The organism is Sphingopyxis sp. BE259 (genome assembly GCF_031457495.1).
Lineage (GTDB): Bacteria > Pseudomonadota > Alphaproteobacteria > Sphingomonadales > Sphingomonadaceae > Sphingopyxis.
The window spans coordinates 1,431,921-1,454,678 of sequence record NZ_JAVDWM010000001.1 but is presented as its reverse complement, the minus strand read 5'-3'; the positions used below and the strand labels follow the sequence as shown (position 1 = coordinate 1,454,678).

General features: G+C 64.7%; 19 protein-coding genes. 15 read left to right on the top strand and 4 right to left on the bottom strand.

Annotation, left to right across the window (positions count from 1 at the left end):
- Positions 1–88: 88 nt before the first annotated feature.
- Positions 89–1,912: a cobaltochelatase subunit CobT gene (gene cobT / locus J2X44_RS07035; protein WP_310088814.1), complete on the top strand. Its 1,824-nt coding sequence runs from the start codon at positions 89–91 to the stop codon at positions 1,910–1,912.
- Between the two features lie 60 nt (positions 1,913–1,972).
- Here the strand turns inward: cobT and J2X44_RS07030 are convergent, their stop codons facing one another.
- The gene (locus tag J2X44_RS07030) at positions 1,973–2,566 is read right to left on the bottom strand and encodes a hypothetical protein (protein ID WP_310088813.1); all 594 of its coding nucleotides are present in this window, start codon (positions 2,564–2,566) and stop codon (positions 1,973–1,975) included.
- A 284-nt stretch (positions 2,567–2,850) separates the two neighbouring features.
- Between J2X44_RS07030 and J2X44_RS07025 the strand changes: the two genes are divergently transcribed.
- The 4 genes from J2X44_RS07025 to J2X44_RS07010 all read left to right on the top strand — a co-directional run bounded on the left by J2X44_RS07025 (position 2,851) and on the right by J2X44_RS07010 (position 8,191).
- Positions 2,851–4,497: an acetolactate synthase large subunit gene (locus J2X44_RS07025; RefSeq protein WP_310088812.1), complete on the top strand. Its 1,647-nt coding sequence runs from the start codon at positions 2,851–2,853 to the stop codon at positions 4,495–4,497.
- 109 nt (positions 4,498–4,606) lie between these two features.
- Positions 4,607–6,040 carry an aldehyde dehydrogenase family protein gene (locus J2X44_RS07020; protein ID WP_310088811.1) on the top strand — a complete coding sequence of 478 codons (1,434 nt, stop codon included), beginning with the start codon at positions 4,607–4,609 and terminating at the stop codon, positions 6,038–6,040.
- 220 nt (positions 6,041–6,260) lie between these two features.
- A complete protein-coding gene (locus J2X44_RS07015; RefSeq protein ID WP_310088810.1) occupies positions 6,261–7,142 on the top strand; it encodes a UDP-2,3-diacylglucosamine diphosphatase in 882 nt (293 codons plus the stop codon).
- A complete protein-coding gene (locus J2X44_RS07010) occupies positions 7,139–8,191 on the top strand; it encodes a glycosyltransferase family 1 protein (RefSeq protein WP_310088809.1) in 1,053 nt (350 codons plus the stop codon). The genes J2X44_RS07015 and J2X44_RS07010 overlap by 4 nt, the downstream gene beginning before the upstream one ends.
- Before the next feature lie 183 nt (positions 8,192–8,374).
- Here J2X44_RS07010 and J2X44_RS07005 read toward each other — a convergent pair whose 3' ends face one another.
- Positions 8,375–10,813, bottom strand: a complete 2,439-nt coding sequence (locus tag J2X44_RS07005; RefSeq protein ID WP_310088808.1) for an ABC transporter ATP-binding protein — start codon at positions 10,811–10,813, stop codon at positions 8,375–8,377.
- 193 nt (positions 10,814–11,006) lie between these two features.
- Between J2X44_RS07005 and guaA the strand changes: the two genes are divergently transcribed.
- A complete protein-coding gene (gene guaA, locus J2X44_RS07000; protein ID WP_310088807.1) occupies positions 11,007–12,608 on the top strand; it encodes a glutamine-hydrolyzing GMP synthase in 1,602 nt (533 codons plus the stop codon).
- Between the two features lie 12 nt (positions 12,609–12,620).
- On the opposite strand, the gene J2X44_RS06995 is transcribed toward guaA, so the two are convergent.
- The gene (locus J2X44_RS06995) at positions 12,621–13,034 is read right to left on the bottom strand and encodes a hypothetical protein (RefSeq protein WP_310088806.1); all 414 of its coding nucleotides are present in this window, start codon (positions 13,032–13,034) and stop codon (positions 12,621–12,623) included.
- Between the two features lie 205 nt (positions 13,035–13,239).
- Here J2X44_RS06995 and J2X44_RS06990 point away from each other — a divergent pair, with 205 nt between their 5' ends.
- From J2X44_RS06990 to J2X44_RS06960, 7 genes are all read left to right on the top strand, one after another.
- Positions 13,240–13,722, top strand: a complete 483-nt coding sequence (locus tag J2X44_RS06990) for a GFA family protein (protein WP_310088805.1) — start codon at positions 13,240–13,242, stop codon at positions 13,720–13,722.
- Positions 13,719–14,894, top strand: a complete 1,176-nt coding sequence (purT, locus tag J2X44_RS06985) for a formate-dependent phosphoribosylglycinamide formyltransferase (protein WP_310088804.1) — start codon at positions 13,719–13,721, stop codon at positions 14,892–14,894. Before J2X44_RS06990 ends, purT begins: the two co-directional genes overlap by 4 nt.
- A complete protein-coding gene (locus J2X44_RS06980) occupies positions 14,894–15,361 on the top strand; it encodes an AAC(3)-I family aminoglycoside N-acetyltransferase (protein WP_310088803.1) in 468 nt (155 codons plus the stop codon). Before purT ends, J2X44_RS06980 begins: the two co-directional genes overlap by 1 nt.
- A gap of 21 nt (positions 15,362–15,382) precedes the next feature.
- Positions 15,383–16,396 (top strand): alpha/beta hydrolase, encoded by a 1,014-nt coding sequence (locus J2X44_RS06975; RefSeq protein ID WP_310088802.1) that lies wholly within the window; start codon positions 15,383–15,385, stop codon positions 16,394–16,396.
- Between the two features lie 32 nt (positions 16,397–16,428).
- The gene (gene polA, locus J2X44_RS06970; RefSeq protein WP_310088801.1) at positions 16,429–19,242 is read left to right on the top strand and encodes a DNA polymerase I; all 2,814 of its coding nucleotides are present in this window, start codon (positions 16,429–16,431) and stop codon (positions 19,240–19,242) included.
- Entirely contained in the window at positions 19,239–19,730 is a 492-nt protein-coding gene (locus tag J2X44_RS06965) for a hypothetical protein (protein ID WP_310088800.1), read from the top strand. Before polA ends, J2X44_RS06965 begins: the two co-directional genes overlap by 4 nt.
- A gap of 119 nt (positions 19,731–19,849) precedes the next feature.
- Positions 19,850–20,524 (top strand): CDP-alcohol phosphatidyltransferase family protein, encoded by a 675-nt coding sequence (locus J2X44_RS06960; protein ID WP_310088799.1) that lies wholly within the window; start codon positions 19,850–19,852, stop codon positions 20,522–20,524.
- Here J2X44_RS06960 and J2X44_RS06955 read toward each other — a convergent pair.
- Entirely contained in the window at positions 20,521–21,414 is an 894-nt protein-coding gene (locus J2X44_RS06955) for a prephenate dehydratase (protein WP_310088798.1), read from the bottom strand. The two genes, J2X44_RS06960 and J2X44_RS06955, sit on opposite strands and share 4 nt — an antisense overlap.
- 179 nt (positions 21,415–21,593) lie before the next feature.
- Here J2X44_RS06955 and J2X44_RS06950 point away from each other — a divergent pair, with 179 nt between their 5' ends.
- Both J2X44_RS06950 and J2X44_RS06945 read left to right on the top strand, forming a co-directional pair.
- Complete coding sequence (locus tag J2X44_RS06950; protein WP_310088797.1) at positions 21,594–22,241, top strand: cytochrome c family protein; 648 nt, start codon at positions 21,594–21,596, stop codon at positions 22,239–22,241.
- On the top strand, positions 22,241–22,663 hold the full coding sequence (locus J2X44_RS06945; RefSeq protein ID WP_310088796.1) for a cytochrome c family protein: 423 nt from the start codon (positions 22,241–22,243) through the stop codon (positions 22,661–22,663). The genes J2X44_RS06950 and J2X44_RS06945 overlap by 1 nt, the downstream gene beginning before the upstream one ends.
- The last annotated feature ends 95 nt before the right edge of the window (positions 22,664–22,758 follow it).

Here is a 22,758-nt window from a genome sequence, read left to right as displayed (position 1 = left end):
CCCGGATCAAGTCCGGGGTGACGATTGCATTTATGCGTTTTCTCATCCTCTTCCTTCGTCATCAAAAGCTGGTTAGAGCCGACTCGAAATGACCACCTCTTCGCCACTCGACGATTTCAAAGCCGCGCTGTCGAGCGTCGCGCGCGCGGTGACGCGTGATGCCGAGGTCGAGGTTGGCTTTACCGCCGATGCCCCGGCGCAGATCGGCAAGGCGATCAAGGTGCCGACGCCGTCGCGCACGCTTCCGGCGGATCAGGTCGCCGAAGCGCGCGGATTTTCAGACTCCTACGCTTTGCGGATGAAACATCACAGCGAGAAACTGCACGCCGCGGCGCGCCCCGCCGAACCGCTGGCCGCCGCCGCCTTCGACGCGATGGAACGCGCGCGCATCGAGGCACTCGGCGCGCGCCATATGGACGGGATGCGCGCCAATTTGTCGGCGAGTCTCGCGATGCGGATGCGTAGCGACCCGATTTCGCGCGCGCAGGGCCGCGACGATGTGCCGATGTCGAGCGCGCTCGAACTGATGCTGCGCGAGGCGCTGACTGGCGAGCAGGCGCCGCAAGGGACCGAAACCGGGCTGTCGCTGGTTCGCGAATGGATCGGCAAGGAGGCAGGCGGCGATCTGACCGCGCTGTCGATGCTGCTCGACGATCAGGCCGCCTTTGGCGAAACCGCCAAGCTCGCGCTGCGCCACCTCGACCTGATCCAGAGCGACGAGCCGCTGGAGGAAGGCAGCGAGGACGGCGGCGAGGAGGACGAGTCCGAAGCCGAAGAAAGCCAGGAAGAACAGGATAGCGAAGACGGCGGCGCCGGGGAATCGCAGGTCGACGCCCGCGCCGAAATGGCGGGCGATCAGGCCGACGACGGCGACAGCGACCCCGACGCGCAGGAGATGGAAGCCGACGGCGAGCCCGAAATGGGCGGCGAAGGCGATGAGGGGATGCTGCCGGTCCGCCCCAACCGCCTGCCGAGCGACATTCCCGATTTCAACTATCTGCGCTTCACCGACAAGCATGACGAGATCATCCTGGCGACCGAACTGTGCGACGCCGACGAACTGACCCGGCTGCGCGCCTATCTCGACACCCAGATGCAGCATCTGCAAGGCGCGGTAACCAAGCTCGCCAACCGGTTGCAGCGCCGCTTGATGGCGCAGCAGAACCGCGCGTGGGATTTCGATCAGGAAGAAGGCCAACTCGATGCGGCACGGCTCGCGCGCGTCATCGTCTCGCCCGGCCAGTCGCTAAGCTACAAGATCGAGCGCGATACCGATTTCCGCGACACGGTCGTCACGCTGCTGATCGACAACAGCGGGTCGATGCGCGGGCGGCCGATCAGCATAGCCGCGATCAGCGCCGACATATTGGCGCGCACGCTGGAACGCTGCGGGGTGAAGACCGAAATCCTCGGCTTCACGACGCGGACGTGGAAGGGTGGGCAAAGCCGCGAGGATTGGCTGGCGGCGGGGCGTCCCGCGCATCCGGGCCGCCTCAACGACCTACGCCACATCATCTACAAACCCGCCGACGAACCCTATCGCCGCGCCCGCAAGTCGCTCGGACTGATGATGCGCGAAGGGCTGCTTAAGGAAAATATCGACGGCGAGGCGCTGACCTGGGCGCACAGCCGGATCATCGGCCGCCCCGAAGAACGCAAGATTTTGATGGTGATCAGCGACGGCGCGCCGGTCGACGACAGCACGCTGTCGGTCAATCACGGCGCCTATCTCGACCAGCATCTGCGCCAGGTGATCGACTGGATCGAGAATCGCTCACCCGTAGAACTGTGCGCGATCGGCATCGGCCACGACGTGACGCGCTACTATAGCCGCGCGGTGACGATCATGGACGCCGAACAATTGGGCGGGACGATGGTCGAACAGCTCGCGGGATTGTTCGACATCGATTGAACCACCGGCATGGCGACGCGCCGCCGCTGGGCACCGCGTCGCCAAACTGCCGATCGACGCTTAGCCGGTCGGTTCGCTCGCTGCTGCAACCGGCGTCGCGACGGGTGCCGGAGCGGCAACCGCTTCAGCCGCAGCGGGCACGGGGGCGGCAGGCGCCGCGGCCTCGGCCATCCGCACCGCCAACGCCTTATCAAACTCGGCGTAAAACGCCTTGTACGGTTCGCCGAACACCACGGGCTTGCCGTCCGAATAGGACGAACCCATGCGCGCCTTGGCCTCGACCGTTTGCAGCTTGACCGAGATGCGCGTCAGGGTCGGCGACACCGGTTCGACAAACACCGATGCAACCTGGGTCAGCTTCTTTTTTCCAAAGCCCCAGAAGATGTTATAGACCAGCTTTGATTTCGCGTCGGTCTCGGCGGTAATCGTCCCAGCGTCCTTGCTGGCGTTGATATTGACGTAGCTCATTTCCTGCAAAGCCGAGATCGACGAGCGGAACACCACATCGGTTCCCGCCGAAATTTCGCGCTTTTGCAGCGTCGCCAGTTCGCTCTCGCTGAGCTCCACCGGCTTGGGTTCCTTGTCCTTTGCGGATGCCGCAATCGGCAGCCCCATCATCGACACGCCAAGCGTCACCATGACCAATTTACGCATGTTTCCCCCCTGAATTTTTTGACCCCTCTGGTGCCGAATGGATAAGGTCGAATTTACGCTTTGCAATCCTTTTGCAAAACCGGACCAGGCATTGTTGCGGACGCGAAATCGAATGTCCTTATCCGCGGATGACAACCCCCGCCCCCCTCGTTACAAACCTTTCCCGGAGCAGCAGGGACTCGCGGCCTGACGACGGGAGCCGCTGCGCCGATATTCATGCTGTGGGTCGCCAGCATGGCTTGGTGCCGCACCGGGGTGGTGCTGGCTGAGGGGGCGACTGACACATGAAAAAAGCATCCGACCTGTTTATCGAGTGCCTGGAAGAAGAAGGCGTCGAATATATCTTCGGCGTTCCGGGCGAGGAAAATCTCGACTTTCTTGACAGCCTGTCGCGCTCGACCAAGATCAAGCTGATCCTGACCCGCCACGAACAGGGCGCGGGCTTCATGGCGGCGACCTATGGCCGTCACACCGGCAAGACCGGGGTGTGCCTGGCGACGCTGGGCCCCGGCGCGACCAATTTCGTCACCGCCGCGGCCTATGCCCAATTGGGCGGCATGCCGATGATGATGATCACCGGGCAAAAGCCGATCAAGAAGTCGAAACAAGGGCGCTTCCAGATCCTCGACGTCTGTTCGATGATGTCACCGATCACCAAATTCACCCATCAGATGGCGAGCAGCGACAATATCCCGAGCCGCGTTCGCGAGGCGATCCGGCTGGCCGAGGAAGAAAAGCCCGGCGCGGTGCATATCGAATTGCCCGAGGATATCGCTGATGAGCATACCGACTCGCGGCCATTGAAGCGCAGCCATTCGCGCCGCCCCAACGCCGACACCAAATCGATCCGCGAAGCGGTGAAGGCGCTGGAAAATGCGAAATCCCCGGTGCTGGTCATCGGCGCTGGCGCCAACCGCACCATGACCAGCCGGATGCTGCTGCAATTTATCGAAAAGACCGGCATCCCCTTTCTTACGACCCAGCTCGGCAAGGGCGTGATCGACGAGCGGCATCCGAAATTCCTCGGCTGCGCCGCGCTGTCGGCGGGCGATTTCGTCCACCGTGCCGTCGAGGCATCGGACTGCATCGTCAACCTGGGCCATGATGTGATCGAAAAGCCGCCCTTCTTCATGAAGGAGGATGGCCCGACGGTGATCCATATCTCCAGCAAGACCGCCGAGGTCGATCCGGTCTATTTCCCGCATATCGAGGTGATCGGCGACATCGCCAACGCGGTGTGGCAGATCAAGGAAGACATCGTCCCCAACGGCAGCTGGAAATTCGACCATATGCTGGCCTATCGCCAGGGCGAGGTCGATCACACCGCGCCGCTCGCGAAGGACGCGCGCTTCCCGATCTTTCCGCCGCACCTGGTGCAGTCGATCCGCGACGCGATGCCCGACGACGGCATCATCTGCCTCGACAATGGCGTCTATAAAATCTGGTTCGCGCGCGGTTATACCGCCTATCGCCCGAACACGGTGCTGCTCGACAATGCGCTGGCGACGATGGGCGCCGGCCTGCCCAGCGCGATGATGTCGGCGATGCTCTATCCCGATCGCAAGGTCATGGCGGTGTGCGGCGACGGCGGCTTCATGATGAACAGTCAGGAAATGGAAACCGCGGTGCGACTGGGGCTCAACATGACGGTTCTGATCCTCAACGACAACAGCTATGGCATGATCCGCTGGAAACAGGCGAACATGGGGTTCAAGGATTGGGGGCTGACCTATGGCAACCCAGATTTCGTCAAATATGCCGAAAGCTATGGCGCCCACGGCCACCGCGTCGAAAGCGCCGCGCATCTGCAGGAACTGCTCGCCCACACCCGCGATACGCCGGGGGTGCATCTGATCGACTGCCCGGTCGACTACACCGAAAACGACCAGATTTTAAATATCGATATCAAGAAGATATCGAAGGAGATGTAGTCGCTGCTTCCTGTGCCCCGGCGAACGCCGGGGTCCAGAGCGTCGTCGCGCCACCGTTGCGCTTTCCAACCCTGGACCCCGGCGTTCGCCGGGGTGCGGAGAGGTAAAAATGAAACTCAAAGACGTCTATCCGCTCTATCTCAACAACAAGGCGGCGCAGCCGAACACCGACCTGGAGGTGATCGACAAGTTTACCGGCGAGGTCGCGTTCCGCACCGCGCTGGCAACCCCCGACGTCATCGACGCAGCGATCGCGGGCGCCGTCCGCGCCGCCGAGCCGATGGCGCGGCTGGCGAGTTTCGAGAAGCGCGACGTGCTGCTGCACTGCGTCTCGCGCTTTCAGGAGCGGTTCGACGAACTCGCCTATGCGCTCTGCGTCGAGGCGGGCAAGCCGATCGCCGACAGCGAGGGCGAGGTTACGCGCCTGATCGACACCTTTCGTATCGCCGCCGAGGAAGCGACGCGCAATTATGGCGAGGTCCAGCCGCTCGACATTTCGGCGCGGGCCAAGGGCTATATGGGGATGTGGAAGCGGGTGCCGATCGGCCCGTGCAGCTTTATTTCGCCATTCAATTTTCCGCTGAACCTTGCCGCGCACAAGATCGCCCCGGCAATCGCGATCGGCTGTCCGTTCGTGATGAAGCCCGCGTCGATGACGCCGCTCGGCGCGATCATCATGGGCGAGGTGCTCGCCGAGTGCGACATCCTGCCCGAGGGTGCGTTCAGCATATTGCCCGCAAGCCGTGCCGGGGCCGACCTGTTCACGACCGACGAGCGGTTGAAGCTGCTGAGCTTCACCGGTTCACCCGGCGTCGGCTGGGATCTGAAAGCCAAGGCGGGCAAGAAAAAGGTCGTGCTCGAACTGGGCGGCAACGCCGCGGTGGTCGTCGACAAGGACGCCGACCTCGACCATGCGCTCGCGCGGATCGTCTTTGGCGGCTATTATCAGTCGGGACAAAGCTGCATCCATGTGCAGCGCGTGATCATCCATGCGGACATTTACGACAGGTTCCGCGACATGCTAGCAGCGAAGGTCAAGACATTGAAATCGGGCGATCCGAAACATCGCGACACCTTCATCGGGCCGATGATTTCGGTCAAGGAAGCCCAGCGGCTGAAGCGCTGGATCGACGATGCGGTCGCCGCGGGCGCGACGCTGCTTGCGGGCGGCGGGTGCGAGGGCAATATGCTCGAGGCAGCGTTGCTGGAGAATGTGCCCGCGGGCGCCGATGTCGTCGTCGAGGAAGCGTTCGGGCCAGTCGTCGTGCTGTCGAAATTCGCCACATGGGAAGATGCGCTGGCCGAGGTCAACGACAGCAAGTTCGGCTTGCAAGCCGGGCTGTTCACCAGCGACATCCAAAAGGTGCTCGACGCGTGGGATCACCTCGACGTCGGCGGCATCGTGGTCAACGACGTCTCGAGCTACCGCGTCGACAACATGCCCTATGGCGGCGTGAAGGACAGCGGGCTGGGGCGCGAAGGGGTCCGGTTTGCCATTGAGGATATGAGCGAGATCCGGAATCTGGTGATCCGGCGGACTTAGCGCCATACACCTCGTCATTGCGAGCAAAGCGAAGCAATCCAGAGCGGTTTACGCTACTCTGGATGGCCGCGTCGCTTCGCTCCTCGCAATGACGGATGAGGTGCCGCCGTCACCAAACCGCCTTCAAACCGTCGTCAAACCGACGTCACTTTGAATCGCACAGTGTCACAAAACTCCTGTCTAGGCCGTGGGCAGCCAAAGGCTGCTGATGGAGTGTGACATGGCATCGATTTCGACCCTGCCCATCCCCGCGCGTTTCCCCGATCCCTTCGCTACCGACCCGCATGTCCCCGAACGCCTGATCGGCGAGCGGCGGAGCTATCGCACCGTGTGGGTCAGTGACATCCACCTCGGCACCCGCGGGTGCAATGCCGCAATGCTTATCGACTTCTTCGACCATGTCGATTGCGAGACACTGTATCTGGTCGGCGACATCATCGACGGCTGGCGATTGAAAAAGCGCCATTTCTGGCCGCCCGAGCATAATGACGTCGTGTGGCGGGTGCTCAAGCGCGCCAAGCGCGGTACGCGCGTCGTCTATGTTCCGGGCAATCATGACGAAATGTGCAAACCCTTCGACGGTTTCGATTTTGGCGGGGTCGAAATCCGCCGCGAGGCGATCCACGAGACCGCCGACGGCCGCAAGCTGCTCGTCGTCCACGGCGACGAATTCGACGCGGTGATGCTGGCGCACCGCTGGCTCGCCTTTGTCGGCGACGCGGCTTATACCGCGCTTATGAAGTGCAATGTGGTGGTCAACCGCATCCGCAGCGCGTTCGGCTTGCCCTATTGGTCGTTGTCGATGGTCGCCAAGCACAAGGTGAAGAACGCCGTCCAGTTCATCGGGCGCTACGAAGAAGTCGTCGCCCACGCCGCGCGCTCGCGCGGGGTCGATGGCGTCGTGTGCGGCCATATCCACAGCGCCGAGATGCGCGAAATCGAGGGCACCGAATATTATAACGACGGCGACTGGGTCGAAGGCTGCACCGCGCTGGTCGAACATCATGACGGCACGATGGAAATCCTGCACTGGGCCGAAGAGGTTGCGGCGCGGTCCGCGCCCGCGCAGCTTCAGCTGCCGGCCCCGGCGCGCGCCGCATGAGGATATTGATCGTCAGCGACGCCTGGGAACCGCAGGTCAACGGCGTCGTCCGCACGCTACAGGCGACGATCCGTGAACTGCGGGCGGCAGGGCATGAGGTCGGGGTGGTCTCGCCCGACCTGTTCCGATCGGTCCCCTGCCCCTCCTACCCCGAAATCCGTCTCGCCTTTGCCGGATGGCGCAAGGTCGGGCAGCATATCCGTGCCTTTGGTCCGCAGGCGATCCATATCTCGACCGAAGGCCCGCTCGGCCTCGCGGCGCGGCGCTGGTGCCTGAAAAACAGCTTTCCCTTCACCACCGCCTATCACACCCGCTTTCCTGAATATGTCGCGGCGCGGTTCCCGATTTCGCCCGCCGTCGTGTGGCGCTTCATCCGCTGGTTCCACCGCCCGGCGCGGCACATCATGGTCGCAACGCGCAGCTTGGCGCGCGAGCTCGCCAATCAGGGGCTGGGTCAGACGATGATGTGGGAACGCGGCGTCGACCATGCGCTGTTCCGCGCCGACCGCGCGCCGCATCCCGCCTATGCCGATCTGCCGCGGCCGATTCAGCTCTATGTCGGCCGCGTCGCGGTCGAAAAGAACATCGGCGCGTTTCTGGACATCGATCGTCCGGGGACCAAGGTCATCGTCGGCGACGGCCCCGCGCTGGCCACGCTCAAGGCACAGCATCCCGACGCCCTTTTCCTTGGCAAGCTCGGCGGTGAAACGCTCGCCGCGGCCTATGCCGGTGCCGACGTCTTTGTCTTTCCCAGCCGCACCGACACCTTCGGCCTCGTCGTTATCGAGGCGCTGAGCTGCGGCACACCCGTCGCTGCGTTTCCGGTGCCCGGGCCGGGCGACATCATTCGCGACGGTGCGGGCGCGCTAGACGACAATCTTGCCTGTGCCATCGACACCGCGCTGGCGTGCGACCGCGCCCACGCCGCAGCGCTGGGTGCGCGTTACAGCTGGGCGGGCTGCACCGCGCAGTTTGCCAACGCGTTGTCGTTTGTCCCCGACGAGGTACAAGGCGAACAACCGGCTGGCGCGACTGCCTACGCCGCCTAAGACCATCAACCACCGTTCGTCCTGGGGAGGGGCTGAGCGAAGTCGAAGCCTGTCCTGAGCGCCTGCAAGGCAGTCGAAGGGACCCGTCTCGAAGGACCATGCGCTGTGCCGGCTCCTTCGAGACGCCATTTCGACAAGCTCAATGGCTCCTCAGGACGAACGGGTAATTGAACCGACGCGGCGTCAAAAAGTCTTGCGCCACTCCAGCTCGATGTAGCGGCCCAGCGGGTCGATGTAGCCGGGCTGATAGTTCAGCGGCACCACGCCGTTCGCGTCGGTGATCTTGCGCTGCGCGTCGAACAGATTGTCAACCGACAGCCGCAGGCGCGATCCTTTCAGGAACGGCAGTTTCTCGATCAGCTTCGGCTGCTGGTTCAGATCGGCAAAGAAGCGCAGGTTGAACGTCGCCAGATCGCCGAATTTCAGATCGCCCGCGGTGCCGCCGGTGACCGTGCTGCCGCTGTCATATTTGGCGCTGAGCCGCACCCCCAGCCCCTTGTTGAACAGCCCGCCATCGAGTTCGAACAGATGGCGGTTGCTGCCGCCGCCGCTGCCTGTCGCCGACCCGTCGAGCAGGTCGAGTTCGGGGACGCCGGGGCGGATCAGGATTTTGTCGGTCAGCTTGATCGTGTGATACAGCGACACCTGCCAGCGGCCGCCCTGCGGTCCGCCGAACATGCCGCCCGGACCGCCCGGGCCGCGGCCACCGCCACCCGCGCGCGGCCCGCCGCCGCCACCGCGCGGCCGACCGGCGCCAGCGCCATCGGGTCGCCCGCCGCCGGGCCGCCCCGCACCGGGACCGCCCGCCTGTTGCTGGCCGAAACTTTTGCCGAAGTTCAGCCCCCAGCGGATCTGCGAATTTTCCACCTGGTCAAAATTGACCGGCCGCTGGTCGAGCGCGATCAGCACGCCATTGGCGTCGCGCGTCACTCGATCAGGGAACGCCGCCTCGATCTCTGGGGTCAGCAACGGAAAGCTGTTCGCGGTGTCGCTGCTCTTGTTACGGTTATAATTGACCGAAAAATTCAGCCCCTCGACCATCGGCGGCGACCAGTTGAGCCCCAGTTTCAGGTCGCGGCGCTGTTCGGCGAGCAGCAGGGGATTGCCGCCCGTCGTCGTGGTGATCTGCACTGTCTGGCCGGTCGCGAAATCATAATAGGTCACCGCGGGGGTCACCAGCGGCGCCGCGCCGAGCTGCTGGATGCCCGGCGCCGCTTCATCCTGATTGAAGCTGGCGATCAGCGACAAATTGTCGGTGACGCCCCAGTTGAGGTTCGCGCCCCAGCTTTTCAGCGCCGCAAAATCGCTCGGATCCTGGTACTGACCGCTCAGCGTCAGCGACACGCGGCCGATGTTGCCAACCTCATATTCGGGATCGAGCAGCGGCACGGTCAGCGACCCGAACACCCCCGGCAGGTCGCGCGTCAGGTCGGTGGTGGTGATCGCGCCCGAGCGCTCGGACTGGCTGTCGAAGCGCAGCCCCGAATAGCTGCCCGTCGCCGACAGCCGGATCGGTCCCGCCCAGCCTTCGGTCACCGTGCCCGACAGATTGGCGTTGCCGCCAAAGGTCTGCTGGCTGCTGTCGAAGCGGTCGCGGGCGCCGCTGATGCGGTCGGTAAAGGTTAATTGATCGGCGTCGGCATAATTGCCCGACACCGACCAGCGCCAGTCGCCCAGCATGCCGTTGACGCTGGCGGTGGTGGTCAGGTTGCGGCTGCGGCTGTCGCGCTCCAGCGGATCGGTCACCCCGCCAACGCCGGGGCCGAGCAGCGACAGGCTGTCGGTCTGGTCGAACCGCACGTTGATCGATGCATCGGTCAGCTTGTTCAGGCTGCGCTGGATCGTCGCGTCGATCGAATATTCGTCGGACGCGCCGAGCAAGCTGCGCGCCGGGGCTTCGGCAGCCTGCGCGGGATCGTCATACACAAGATTGCGCTCGTCTTCGCGCAGCATCGTCTTGTGATCCCAGCCCGCGTTGACATTGAGCCGTCCGTTGTCGCCGATCATCAGGAAACTCGGCTGAATCTCGCTCTGAAAGCGCCCGCCTTGCGTCGGGATGCCGCCTTCGGCTTCGACCGCGATCTGGCGGAAATTGGGCTTGAGCACCATATTGACGACGCGCTCGTCGGCCGAATAGCCATATTGCAGCGCGACTTCTTCGGGAAACACTTCGACCTTGGCGATCGCCTCGGGCGGCAGATTGCGGACTTCGCCAAAACCGCCGATCCGGCGCCCGTTGACCAGGATGATCGGCCGCCCGCCGCCGCGCCCGCGCCCCGAGCGGGTCTGCGGCGCCAGCGCGTCTAGCAATTCGGACACGTTCGATACGCCATAGCTGGCGATCGCCGCCTCATCGAGTTCGGCCTCGGCCTTGATGTCGGTGTCCAGCTGTCCGGCGAGCCGCGGCGCGGTGACGATGATTTCCTCGCCGTCGATGTCGTCATAGCTGTCCTCGCCATCGTCGGACGCGGACACCACCGGATCGGCGGGCTGGTCGGCGGCCGCGGTAACCGCGATGCTCGCCGGCATTGCGTCGGTTTCCGCCATGGCGGGCCAGGCAAGCGCGGCGCTGGCGGTCAGCAAAGCGGCGCGCGCGGATAGGGGCAGGCGAGATTTATTCATCGGGGGAGAAGCCTTTTTGTTTTTGTCTTGGTCTTTATTGGCGCGGCAGGAGTGAACCCGCCCTGACGATCTTTGGCGTCGGCGGTTCATTTATGTCGCAATTGTCGCAACAATGTGTCGAGGCCACCGTGGTTCCACCAACGGGCCATATCGACCGCTGGACAGCATGGCGCCCTGCCCTTATCGGCCAGCCATGCCGACTCCAGACACATCCGCCGCCCCGAAGTCCGATCCTGGTGAATCGATCCTGATCATCGATTTCGGCAGCCAGGTGACCCAGCTCATCGCCCGCCGCGTCCGCGAGGCGGGGGTGTATAGCGAGATCGTCCCGTTCACCCAGGCCGAGGCCGCGCTCGAACGCATGCAGCCCAAGGGGGTCATTCTCTCGGGCTCGCCCGCGTCGGTCCCCGCCGACGGCAGCCCGCGCGCGCCGCAGTCGGTGTTCGATAGCGGCCTGCCGATCCTGGGCATCTGTTACGGCCAGCAGGTTATGAGCCAACAACTCGGCGGCCGGGTCGAGCCCGGCGGCGCGGATGGCGAGCGCGACGGCGAATTTGGCCGCGCCTTCCTGACCGTCACCGAACCCTGTGTGTTGTTCGATGGCCTGTGGGAGGTCGGCGAACGGCATCAGGTGTGGATGAGCCACGGCGACAAGGTCACCCAGTTCGCCCCCGGTTTCCGCATTGTCGCGGTCAGCGACGGCGCCCCCTTCGCGCTAATCGCCGACGACGAGCGCCGCTATTACGGCACACAATTCCACCCCGAGGTCGTCCACACCCCCGACGGGGCCAAGCTGATCGCCAATTTCGTCCGCCATGTCTGCGGGTGCAGCGGCGACTGGACGATGGCCGAGTTCCGCGCCACCAAGATCGCCGAAATCCGCGCCCAGGTCGGCGACAAGCGCGTGCTGTGCGGCCTGTCGGGCGGGGTCGACAGCGCCGTCGCCGCGGTGCTGATCCACGAGGCGATCGGTGAGCAGCTGACCTGCGTCTTTGTCGACCACGGCTTGCTGCGCATGAACGAGCGCGAACAGGTCGAGCGCCTGTTCCGCGACCATTACAACATCCCGCTGGTCGTCGTGGACGCCGAGGAACGCTTCATGGCGGGCCTCGCCGGCGTCACCGACCCCGAGGCGAAGCGCAAGTTCATCGGCGGCGAATTCATCAACGTGTTCGACGAGGAAGCGCAGAAGCTGGGCGGCGCCGATTTTCTCGCGCAGGGCACGCTCTACCCCGACGTTATCGAAAGCGTGTCGTTCACCGGCGGGCCGAGTGTGACGATCAAGAGCCACCACAATGTCGGCGGCCTGCCCGCGCGCATGAAGATGGCGCTGGTCGAACCCTTGCGCGAATTGTTCAAGGACGAGGTCCGTTTGCTCGGCAAGGAGCTGGGCCTCCCTGACATTTTCGTCGGCCGCCACCCCTTCCCCGGCCCCGGCCTCGCGATCCGCATTCCGGGCGAGGTCAGTAAGGACCGCTGCGACATCCTGCGCAAGGCCGACGCCGTCTATCTCGACGAGATCCGCAATGCCGGTCTATATGATGCGATCTGGCAGGCGTTCGCGGTGCTGCTGCCGGTCAAGACCGTTGGCGTCATGGGCGACGGGCGCACCTATGATTTCGTGTGCGCGCTGCGCGCCGTCACCTCGACCGACGGCATGACCGCCGACATCTATCCGTTCGATGCCACTTTCCTCAGCCGCTGCGCAACGCGGATCATCAACGAGGTGCAGGGCATCAACCGCGTTGTGTACGACTATACGTCGAAACCGCCGGGGACGATCGAGTGGGAGTAAGCGCCTGACCGTTCAGGGGTCTGCCGAAGGACCCGGCCGCCAGCTCCAGATCAGGAGCAGCAGGCCGACGATGATGAACAGGGCAAAGCCCGACAGCATCCAGGCGTTCACATACCATTGTTCGCCCCATTCGAACTCGCCGCGCATGATCCGCATCCAGCCCTGAAAATGTTGGGTCGCGCCGACCGACAAGCCGAACACCGCAAAGACCGCCGACAGATAGCGCACGAGCCAATGCGCCGGATTAGGCAGCATCAGCAACAGACCGAGCAGGCCGATGACGGTACGCTGGCTGCGGCAATAGGGGCAGGCATAGACCAGCCCGGCAAGATCGACCGTCCAGGTCAGCGCCGCAATCGCGATGGCGATGATGCCGACCGCCAGGCGATGGCGCAGCAACAGTTGCGGCAGATTGTCGAACGTCATTTTTGCCCCTCTCCGATACTTCGTGCAGCTCTATATCGCCGCTATCCACACGCTGAATAGCGGTGAAAACGGGCTACGTCATGATCGGTAGCGAGTCCGGCAAACCCTGCACCAGCGTAGTTCCGGAAGGTCGTCGATATATCCTCATCGACGGCGCGAATGGCGAACGATTGTCGCCGCGGGTCGGCTTTGATAACAGGCCGTGATGGACCGGATCGAAACCCAGGCCTCAGGCGGCTGCCAGTGCGGCGCGGTGCGTTACCACGTAACCGCTGTGCTCGACACGTCGCATATCTGCCATTGCCGGATGTGCCAGAAGGCGGCGGGGAATTTCTTTGCCGCGCTGATCGGCGTGCCGCGCGACGCCATCACGTGGACGCGCGGACAACCGGCGACGTTCAACAGTTCGGACAAGGCGGCGCGCGGGTTCTGCCGGAGTTGTGGGACGCCGCTGCTTTACGATTATGCCGAGAGCAAACATATCAACCTGACCACCGGCTCGTTCGACGAGCCCGCACGTTTTGCGCCCAAGGTCGAATTTGGCCTCGAAGGCCGCCTGCCCTGTTTCGCTGCCCTCCCGCTCCAGGCCGAAGGCACGACCGAGGAAACGATGGCGGCCTATGTCGGTGCGATCCAAGCGACCAATCACCAGCACCCCGACCATGACACCGAAAGTTGGCCCGCATGACCCCTACCGCCACCATCCTGCTGCTCGGTTCGGGCGAGCTTGGCCGCGAATTCGTCATTTCGGCGAAGCGGCTCGGCTGCCGCGTGATCGCTTGCGACAGCTATGACGGCGCCCCCGCAATGCAGGTCGCCGACGCCTTCGAGGTCTTTTCGATGCTCGACGGCGACGCGCTGCGCGCCGCGATCGCAAAGCACCAGCCCGACCATATCGTCCCCGAGGTCGAGGCGATCCGCACCGAAATCCTGGCCGAAGTCGAAGCGGCAGGGTTCCACGTCGTTCCCTCCGCCCGCGCAGCGCAGCTGACGATGAACCGCGACGCGATCCGCGACCTTGCCGCCAGCGAGCTCGGCCTCGCCACCTCGACCTTCGAATATGCCGAAACGCTTGAGGAACTGCGCGCCGCCGCAGCGCGCATCGGCTTTCCGCTGGTGGTCAAGCCGGTGATGTCGTCGTCGGGCAAGGGCCAGAGCACCGTAAAAAGCGAAGCCGACATCGATGCAGCGTGGGACTATGCCGCCGCCGGGATGCGCGGCGACCGGCTGCGCGTGATCGCCGAAGCGTTCATCGATTTCGATTACGAGATCACCCTGCTGACCGTCCGCCACAAGGGCGGTGTCGCCTTTTGCCCCCCGATCGGCCACCGGCAGGAACGCGGCGATTACCGCGAGAGCTGGCAGCCCGCGGCAATGTCGGATGCCGCCCTCGCCAGCGCGCAGGACATGGCGACCAAGGTCGTCGATGCCCTCGGCGGCCACGGCATCTTTGGCGTCGAATTTTTCGTCAAGGGTGACGCGGTGATCTTCTCCGAACTTTCGCCGCGCCCGCACGACACCGGAATGGTGACGCTGATTTCGCAGAGCTTGTCCGAATTCGATCTCCACGCGCGCGCCATTCTCGGCCTGCCGATCCCCGCCATCGCCGTCCCCGATGCCAGTGCGAGCGCGGTCCTGCTCGCGGACCGCGACGCGAGCGACTTCGCGATCACCGGCCTCGCCGACGCGCTCACCGCGCCGAATCCCGAAACCGCGATCGACGTCCGCATCTTTGGCAAGCCCATCACCCGCCCGTACCGCCGCATGGGCGTGACGCTGGCGCGGGTCGCGAGTGGCACGACCGACGACGCGCGCGCCGCCGCGGTCGCAGCGGCGGCAAAACTGGCGATCGATTATTGATGACCGGCGCCGTTCGCCGCCTCGGCCCGGTTGATGTCGCGACGATTCGCGACGTCAATGCCCTCTATGCCGCGGCGTTCGAGGATAGCGAAACCTATCGCCGCGACGCACCCGACGACGCGTGGCTGGCTCGCCAGCTTGGCAAGGAAGCGATCATCCTGCTTGTCGCCGAATGCGAGGGCCGCATTATCGGCGGCCTCACCGCCTATGAACTGCCCAAGTTCGAAGCCGCGCGCAGCGAAATCTATCTCTACGACCTCGCGGTCGATGCGGCACACCGCCGCCGCGGCATCGCCAGCGCGCTGATCGCCGAACTGCAGCACATCGCCGCCGACATCGGCGCTTGGGCGGTGTTCGTGCAGGCCGACTATGGCGACGACCCCGCGGTTGCGCTATACACCAAGCTCGGCTCGCGCGAGGATGTGATGCATTTCGACCTGCCGCCCTTGCCGCGCGCCAAGGGCTGAGCCCGCGGAAGGGGACGCGCGATGCTGCGCTGGTTCATTCGCATTGTCCTGGCGCTTGCGGCGATCGTCGCCGCGCTGTGGCTGACGGTCAGCTATATCACCCCGCAGCCCGCCATCTGGGCGATCCGCGCGCTGTTCGATTCAGGGTCGGACGCCGCGAGCGCAAAGCTGCTTCCCAAGGTACCGGCCAATGTCGAAACGATTGCGGCGCTCCGCTACGACCCCGCCGATCCCGACGCGCTGCTCGACATCTTTCGTCAGAAGGGTGCGGCAGCGCCGCAACCCGCAATCATCTGGGTCCATGGCGGCGGCTTCGTGTCGGGCAACCGCCGGATCGTCGCCGAATATCTGAAGATGCTCGCCGCCCAAGGCTTCGTCACGATCACCGTCGATTACACGATCGCCCCCGAAGCGCGTTATCCGACCCCGATCCGGCAAACCAACAAGGCGCTCGGCTATGTGGTCGCCAACGCGGCGCGCTACGGGATCGACCCCGATCAGATCCTGATCGGCGGCGACAGCGCGGGCGCGCAGATCGCGGCGCAAGTCGCCACGATCGCGACCAGCCCCGCCTATGCAAAGGCGGTGGGCATCGCGCCCGCGGTCGAGCCCGACCGGATCAAGGGGGCCATCCTCTTCTGCGGCGCGCATGATGTGACGGTGCTCAATCTCGACGGCGCGCTCGGGCCGTTCCTGCGCGCCGTGGTCTGGGCCTATGGCGGCAAGCGCGACGCGATGGACGATCCGCAGTTCCGGTTGATGGCACTGCCCGATCATGTGACCGGCGAATTCCCGCCCGCCTTTATCACCGCGGGCAATGGCGACCCGCTGCTCGGCCAGTCCGAACGGCTGGCAAGCAGCTTGAAAGCGGCCGGTGCGCCGGTCGAAACGCTGTTGTTTGCCAAGGACCACGTCCCCGCACTGGGCCATGAATATCAGTTCGATCTCGACAGCGCGGCGGGAAAACAGGCGTTCGACCGTACCGTCGCATTCGCGCGCCGCGTGACCGCGAAGAAAGCGGGAACCTCGCCCTAGGCCGTCCCGCCCACCGCTGCTACACCGCCGCGATGTCGGACAAGAATCATCTCTATCTGGTCGATGGCTCCAGCTACATCTTCCGCGCCTATCACCGCCTGCCACCGCTCACCAACCCCAACGGGGTGCCGGTCGGCGCGGTCTATGGTTACACCACGATGTTGTGGAAATTGGCGAAGGATTTGCACGACGCCGACGGGCCGACGCACCTCGCGGTGATCCTCGATCATTCGAGCCAGTCGTTCCGCAACGAGATTTACGACCAGTATAAGGCAAACCGCCCCGAACCGCCCGAGGATCTGCGCCCGCAATTCCCGCTGATCCGCGACGCAACGCGCGCCTTCTCGCTACCGTGCATCGAGACCGAGGGGTTCGAAGCCGACGACCTGATCGCCAGCTATACCGAGGCGGCGGTGGCGGCGGGGTGGGACGTCACGATCGTGTCGTCGGACAAGGATCTGATGCAACTGATCCGCGAGCCGACCGACGGTCCGCATGTCGATATGCTCGACACGATGAAGAATGTCCGGCTGGGGCTGGAAGCGGTGAACGAGAAGTTCGGCGTGACCCCCGATCTGGTCGGCGACGTGCTGGCGCTGATGGGTGACAGCGTCGACAATGTCCCCGGTGTGCGCGGGGTCGGGCCGAAAACCGCGACCAAATTGATCGTCGAATATGGCGATCTGGAAAAGGTATTGGCGGGCGCCGAGACGATGAAGACGTCAAAGCTGCGCGAAAATCTGATCGAACATGCCGATATGGCGCGCTTGTCGCGCGTGCTGGTCGAACTGAAGCGCGACTGCCCGTTGCCCGATGCGCTGGATGACCTGAAGCTGGGCGCAATCCCGCCGCTGCCGCTCAAGACTTTCCTCGACGAACATGGTTTCCGCTCGCTATCGGCCAAACTCGATCTTGGCGGCACCCCCGGCGGCCCGCCAACCTTCCCGCGCGCCGCTGCAACGCCGTCGGCGAGCGCGAACAACGCGCCCTCGACCCCGGCGCTGCCGCCGATGCCCGCGATCGACCGGTCGCTATACGAAACCGTCACGACGCTCGACGCGCTCGACCGCTGGATCGCTGCTGCGCAAGCCGCGCATGTCGTCGCAGTCGATACCGAAACGGCCAGTCTGGACAGTGTCACCGGCCGTCTCGTCGGGGTCAGCCTGGCGACGGCGCCCGGCAAGGCCTGCTACATCCCGCTCGGCCATGGCGGCACCGACATGTTCGCCGAAAAGCCCGAGCAGATCGCAATGGACTCGGCGCTGGGCCGACTCCGCGGCCTGTTCGTCGACGACGCGGTGCTGAAGGTCGGGCATAATCTGAAATATGACATCGGCGTCCTGGCGCAGCACGACATTACCATCGCCCCCTATGACGACACGCTGGTGATGAGCTTTGCGCTCGACGCCGGCAAGCATCAGCATGGGCTCGACGAACTGGCGAAGCTCCACCTTGATCACATCTGCCTGACCTTCAAGGAAATGTGCGGGACCGGCAAATCGCAGATCAGCTTTGCCGAGGTTCAACTCGACCGCGCCACCGAATATGCCGCCGAGGATGCCGACGTCGCGCTGCGGCTGTGGAAGCTGCTCAAGCTGCGCCTGCCGATCGAGGGCGGAACGCGCGTTTATGAGATGGTCGATCGTCCGCTCGCCGCCATTATCGAGGGCATGGAGCGCGCGGGGATCATGGTCGATCGCGACTATCTGGCCAGACTATCGGGCGAATTTGCGACCGAAATGCTGCGGATCGAGGGCGAGATCCACGCGCTCGCGGGGCAGCCCTTCGCGATCGGCAGCCCCAAACAGCTCGGCGAAATCCTGTTCGACAAGCTGGGCCTGAAGGGCGGGCGCAAGGGCAAGTCGGGCGACTGGTCGACCGACCAGAATGAGCTTGAACGGCTCGAACGCGACGGGGTGCCGATCGCGCGCAAAATCCTGGAATGGCGCCAGCTGTCGAAGCTGAAATCGACCTATACCGACGCGCTCCAGCAACAGATCAACCCCACCACGGGCCGCGTCCACACCAGCTACAGCTTGGTCGGCGCGCAAACCGGGCGCCTGTCATCGACCGATCCCAATCTCCAGAACATTCCGATCCGGACCGAGACCGGGCGCCAGATCCGCGATGCCTTTATCGCCGCGCCCGGCCATGTCCTGATTGCCGCCGACTATAGCCAGATCGAGCTGCGCCTCGCGGCGCATATGGCCGACGTCCCCGAACTCAAGGAAGCCTTTGCGCAGGGGCAGGACATTCACGCCGCCACCGCCATCGAACTGTTCGGCGAAAGCAACCGCGACACGCGCGGCAAGGCCAAGACGGTCAATTTCTCGATCCTCTATGGCATTTCGCGCTGGGGTCTGGCGGGGCGGCTCGAGATCACCCCCGACGAAGCGCAGGCGCTCATCGCGCGCTATTTCGAACGCTTCCCCGGCATCTCGGATTACATCACCGACACGCTCGAAAGCGTCCGCGCCACGGGCTATACCGAGACGCTGTTCGGCCGCAAAACCTGGTTCCCGCGGATCAAGGCTGCCAACCAGAACGAGCGCGCGGGGAGCGAACGCGCCGCGATCAACGCCCCGATCCAGGGGACCAGCGCCGACCTGATCAAGCGCGCCATGGCGCGGATGCCCGCCGCGCTCGCCGATGCAGGGCTGTCCGACGTCAAGATGCTGCTGCAGGTCCATGACGAACTGGTGTTCGAAGCGCCCGAGGGCCAGGCCAAGGCCGCGGGCGAGGTCATTCGCGCCGTGATGGCGGGCGCAGCCGAACCGGCGCTGACGTTGTCGGTGCCGCTCGACGTGGAAATCGGCATCGGCAAAAGCTGGGGCGAGGCACATTGATCGCGGCCCTGCTGTTTGCCGCGGCGCTCGCCGCCGATCCCGTCCCTGCGCCGGTCGCGGCCCCGGCCAGCGCCGCAGCGCCGATCGCCGAAGCCGATCTGCGGGAATTTGTCGCGATCGCGGGGCGCAAGGTCGCCGGACGCCCGGTGGGCGGGCCGATCGCCAGCGCCGACAAGGTGCTGCTGATCGCGCGCGACGACAAGGGATTTCCCGTGATCGCGGTCAGCACCGGCTTTCCGGCGCGCCAGGCCTTGCCAGCGCCGCCGCAGAATATGCTCGCGGTCGTCCGCCTGCGCCAACGCTACGAAACCCCCGTCCCCGGTCCGAGTGCCAACGATCTGGCGTTCGTTGCTGCGCACCGCCTGCCGCTGTTCGTGATCGGCGAATGGGCGCGACCGGCGCCGATGTGGGAGGTTGCGTGGGTCGACGACGCCGTCCGCTTTCGCACGATCGGCGAAGTCGGCGAAATCGGGCCCTGGCAGGACTGACCGAAGCCCCGGTGCGCCGCGCCGCCTGCACCGCCCTTCCCCACCCGCTATTTTCGCTCTATGACGCGCCGATGACATCTGGCTGTCGCATTTGTGACAACCGGTAACAAAGGGTTTCCATGAGCAAGTTTCAGCCCGTCGCGCAGGCGCCGGTCCGTATCCAGCAGAATATTCTCGCGCGCGGCGAACGCCGCCTGCTCAACTGGATCTGCCCGCGCCTGCCGCAATGGATGACCCCCGACAAGCTGACCGCGCTGGGATTTTTCGGGGCCGTGATGGTCGCCGCTGGCTACATGCTCAGCTGGATCGACAGCGAATGGCTCGGGCTTTGCCTGGCGGGCTATGTCGTCAACTGGTTCGGCGATTCGCTCGACGGCAGCTTGGCGCGCTGGCGCAAGATCGAACGCCCCAATTACGGCTATTTCGTCGACCATAGCGTCGACGCACTGGCGACGCTGTTGATGGTCAGCGCGATCGGGATGAGCCCCTATATGCGCTTCGACGTCGCGCTGATGGCGGTGATCGGCTATTTCCTGCTGTCGATCCACACCTTCATCGCCGCCAAGGTCGTCGGCGAATTCCGTCTGTCCTATATGGCGGGCGGCCCGACCGAGCTGCGGTTGATGCTGATGGCGATGACGATCGCGATGCCGATCGTCGGTGGCGGCGATATTCGCGGCACCAATTTCTCGGCTTTCGACCTGTTTGCGCTGGTCGTCTCGAGCATTCTGGTGACGTTGTTCATCGTCCAGACGTCGGCGACCGCCCGGATGCTGCGCCGCCGCGGGATTTAGGGCCGCAGCCGCGCCTGCGCGTAAGTACCGAGCAGCCGCAGCGATTTGGTCTGGAAATCCAGTTCCTCCAGTGCCCGATCGATCCGTTCGTCGCCCGGCGCTCCGACGATGTCAGCGTAGAATTGCGTCGCAGCAAAGCTGCCACCGGTCTGATAGCTCTCGAGCTTGGTCATGTTGACGCCATTGGTCGCAAAGCCGCCGAGCGCCTTGTAAAGCGCGGCAGGAATATTCTTCACCTCGAACATGAAGGTGGTCATCACTGGACCGGTGATCGCCGCCAGATCGGCGAGCGGCTCGCGCGCGAGGACGACGAAGCGGGTCATATTATGTTCGGCATCCTCCATCCCGGTGCCATGCAGCGTCAGCCCGTAAAGTTCGGCCGCGTGCGGCGGCGCCAGAGCCGCCAGCCCGACCTCGTCGCTGTCCGCGACCCATGCCGCAGCGCCCGCAGTGTCGCTGTGCGCGACCGGCGCGATATTGTTGGCGCGCAGCCAGTGGCGGCACTGGCCGAGCGCCTGTTCATGGCTCATCGCACGCGTCACCGGGCCGAGGTCGCGGCTCATCAAGCCGTAACGGATCGGCAGGAAATGCTCGCCGACGATCGACAGCCCGGATTCGGGGAGCAGGAAGTGAATGTCCGCAACGCGCCCATGCAGGCTGTTTTCGATCGGGATGATCGCGCGGTCGACCCGGCCATCGCGCACCGCATCGATCGCGTCCTGAAAGGCATAGCAGGGCAGCGGCAGCGAATCCGGGTCATACTCGCGCGCCGCCAGGTCGCTATTGGCACCCGGCGCCCCCTGAAACGCCAGCCCGCGCGCGGGCTCGGCAAGCGCCTTCACCCGCATATCGTCGACCAGATGCTGTGCCGAAGCCGAATAACTGCCCATGACTGCCTTCCCGCGTTACCGCGGCGGCGCATAGCCGCAGGGCCGCACCCGCGCAACCGGTGCGCGTGGTCGCAATCCCTGATTTCATCCCCTTGCGCCGTCGTCGCCGCACCAGTAAGGGAGCGTCCAAATCAAATATGCGTCCGCAAGCGGGCGCCAGCTAACGGGGCTGCAAAAGCATGGACAATCGCAACAACACGATCGCTGGCTGGGTGCTGTTCGCCGGCATTTGCGCGCTGGGTCTGACCATCGGGTCGAGCATGTTGTTCGCCGGTCACGCCCCCGAAAAGCCCGGTTTCCCGATCGAAGACGCCGAAGCTGGCGGCGCCGGCGCCGCCGCGGTGCCGATTGCGAACCTGCTTGCCGCCGCCGATCCGGTGAAGGGCGAAGTGGTTTTCGCCAAATGCGCTGCGTGCCATACGATTGCCTCAGGCGGCGCTAACGGCATTGGCCCGAATCTGTGGGGCGCGCTGGGCAAGCCGCACGGCCATGTCGCAGGCTTTGCCTATTCGGACGCGCTGAAGGGCGTTCCCGGCAACTGGGATTTCAAGGGAATGGACGCCTGGCTCGCCAGCCCGCGCAAATATGCCCCCGGCACCAAAATGTCGTTCGCGGGCCTCAGCAGCGCCGAAGACCGCGCCAACCTGATCGTTTACATGAACAGCCAGGGCTCTAACCTCCCGCTGCCCGCGCCCGAAGCCGTCGCACCTGCCGAGGGTGCTGCCCCGGCCGAAGGCGAAGCTGCGGCCCCCGCAGAGGGCGCAGCGGCTGCACCGGCGGCCGATGCGACCGCAGCAACACCTGCTCCGGCCGAAGCCAAGAAATAATGCGGATCGCGCCCGTCCTGCTGGCGGGTGCGTTCGTCCTTGCCAGCTGCGGCAAAAGCGACGCTCCACCTACCGACGGCGCCAGCGGCGATACCGCGCCCTTCGCAGCGGTCGCGCCTACCGCGGCAATGGGTGAGCAAGTGTTCAAACGCTGCGTCGCCTGTCACACGGTCGACAAGGGCGGCCGCAACGGCATCGGCCCCAATCTGCACGGCATCGTCGGCGCCGCGGTCGCAGCCAAGCCTGACTTTTCCTATTCGGGAGCGATGAAGGCCAAGGGCGGCGTCTGGGACGAAGCCGCGCTCGACCGCTATCTGGAAGCGCCGATGAAGGACGTCCCGGGGACGCGCATGGCGTTCGCCGGGGTCATCGACGCCGCCGACCGCAAGGCGCTGATCCTGTATCTGGAAACGCAGAAATGAGCTCCCTTCCCCCTTGATGGGGGAAGGATATGTAGCCTTATCGTGGAGCGATCAGGCGGAGTTGGATGGGGGTGACGGTGCGCCCTTGCGCCGTC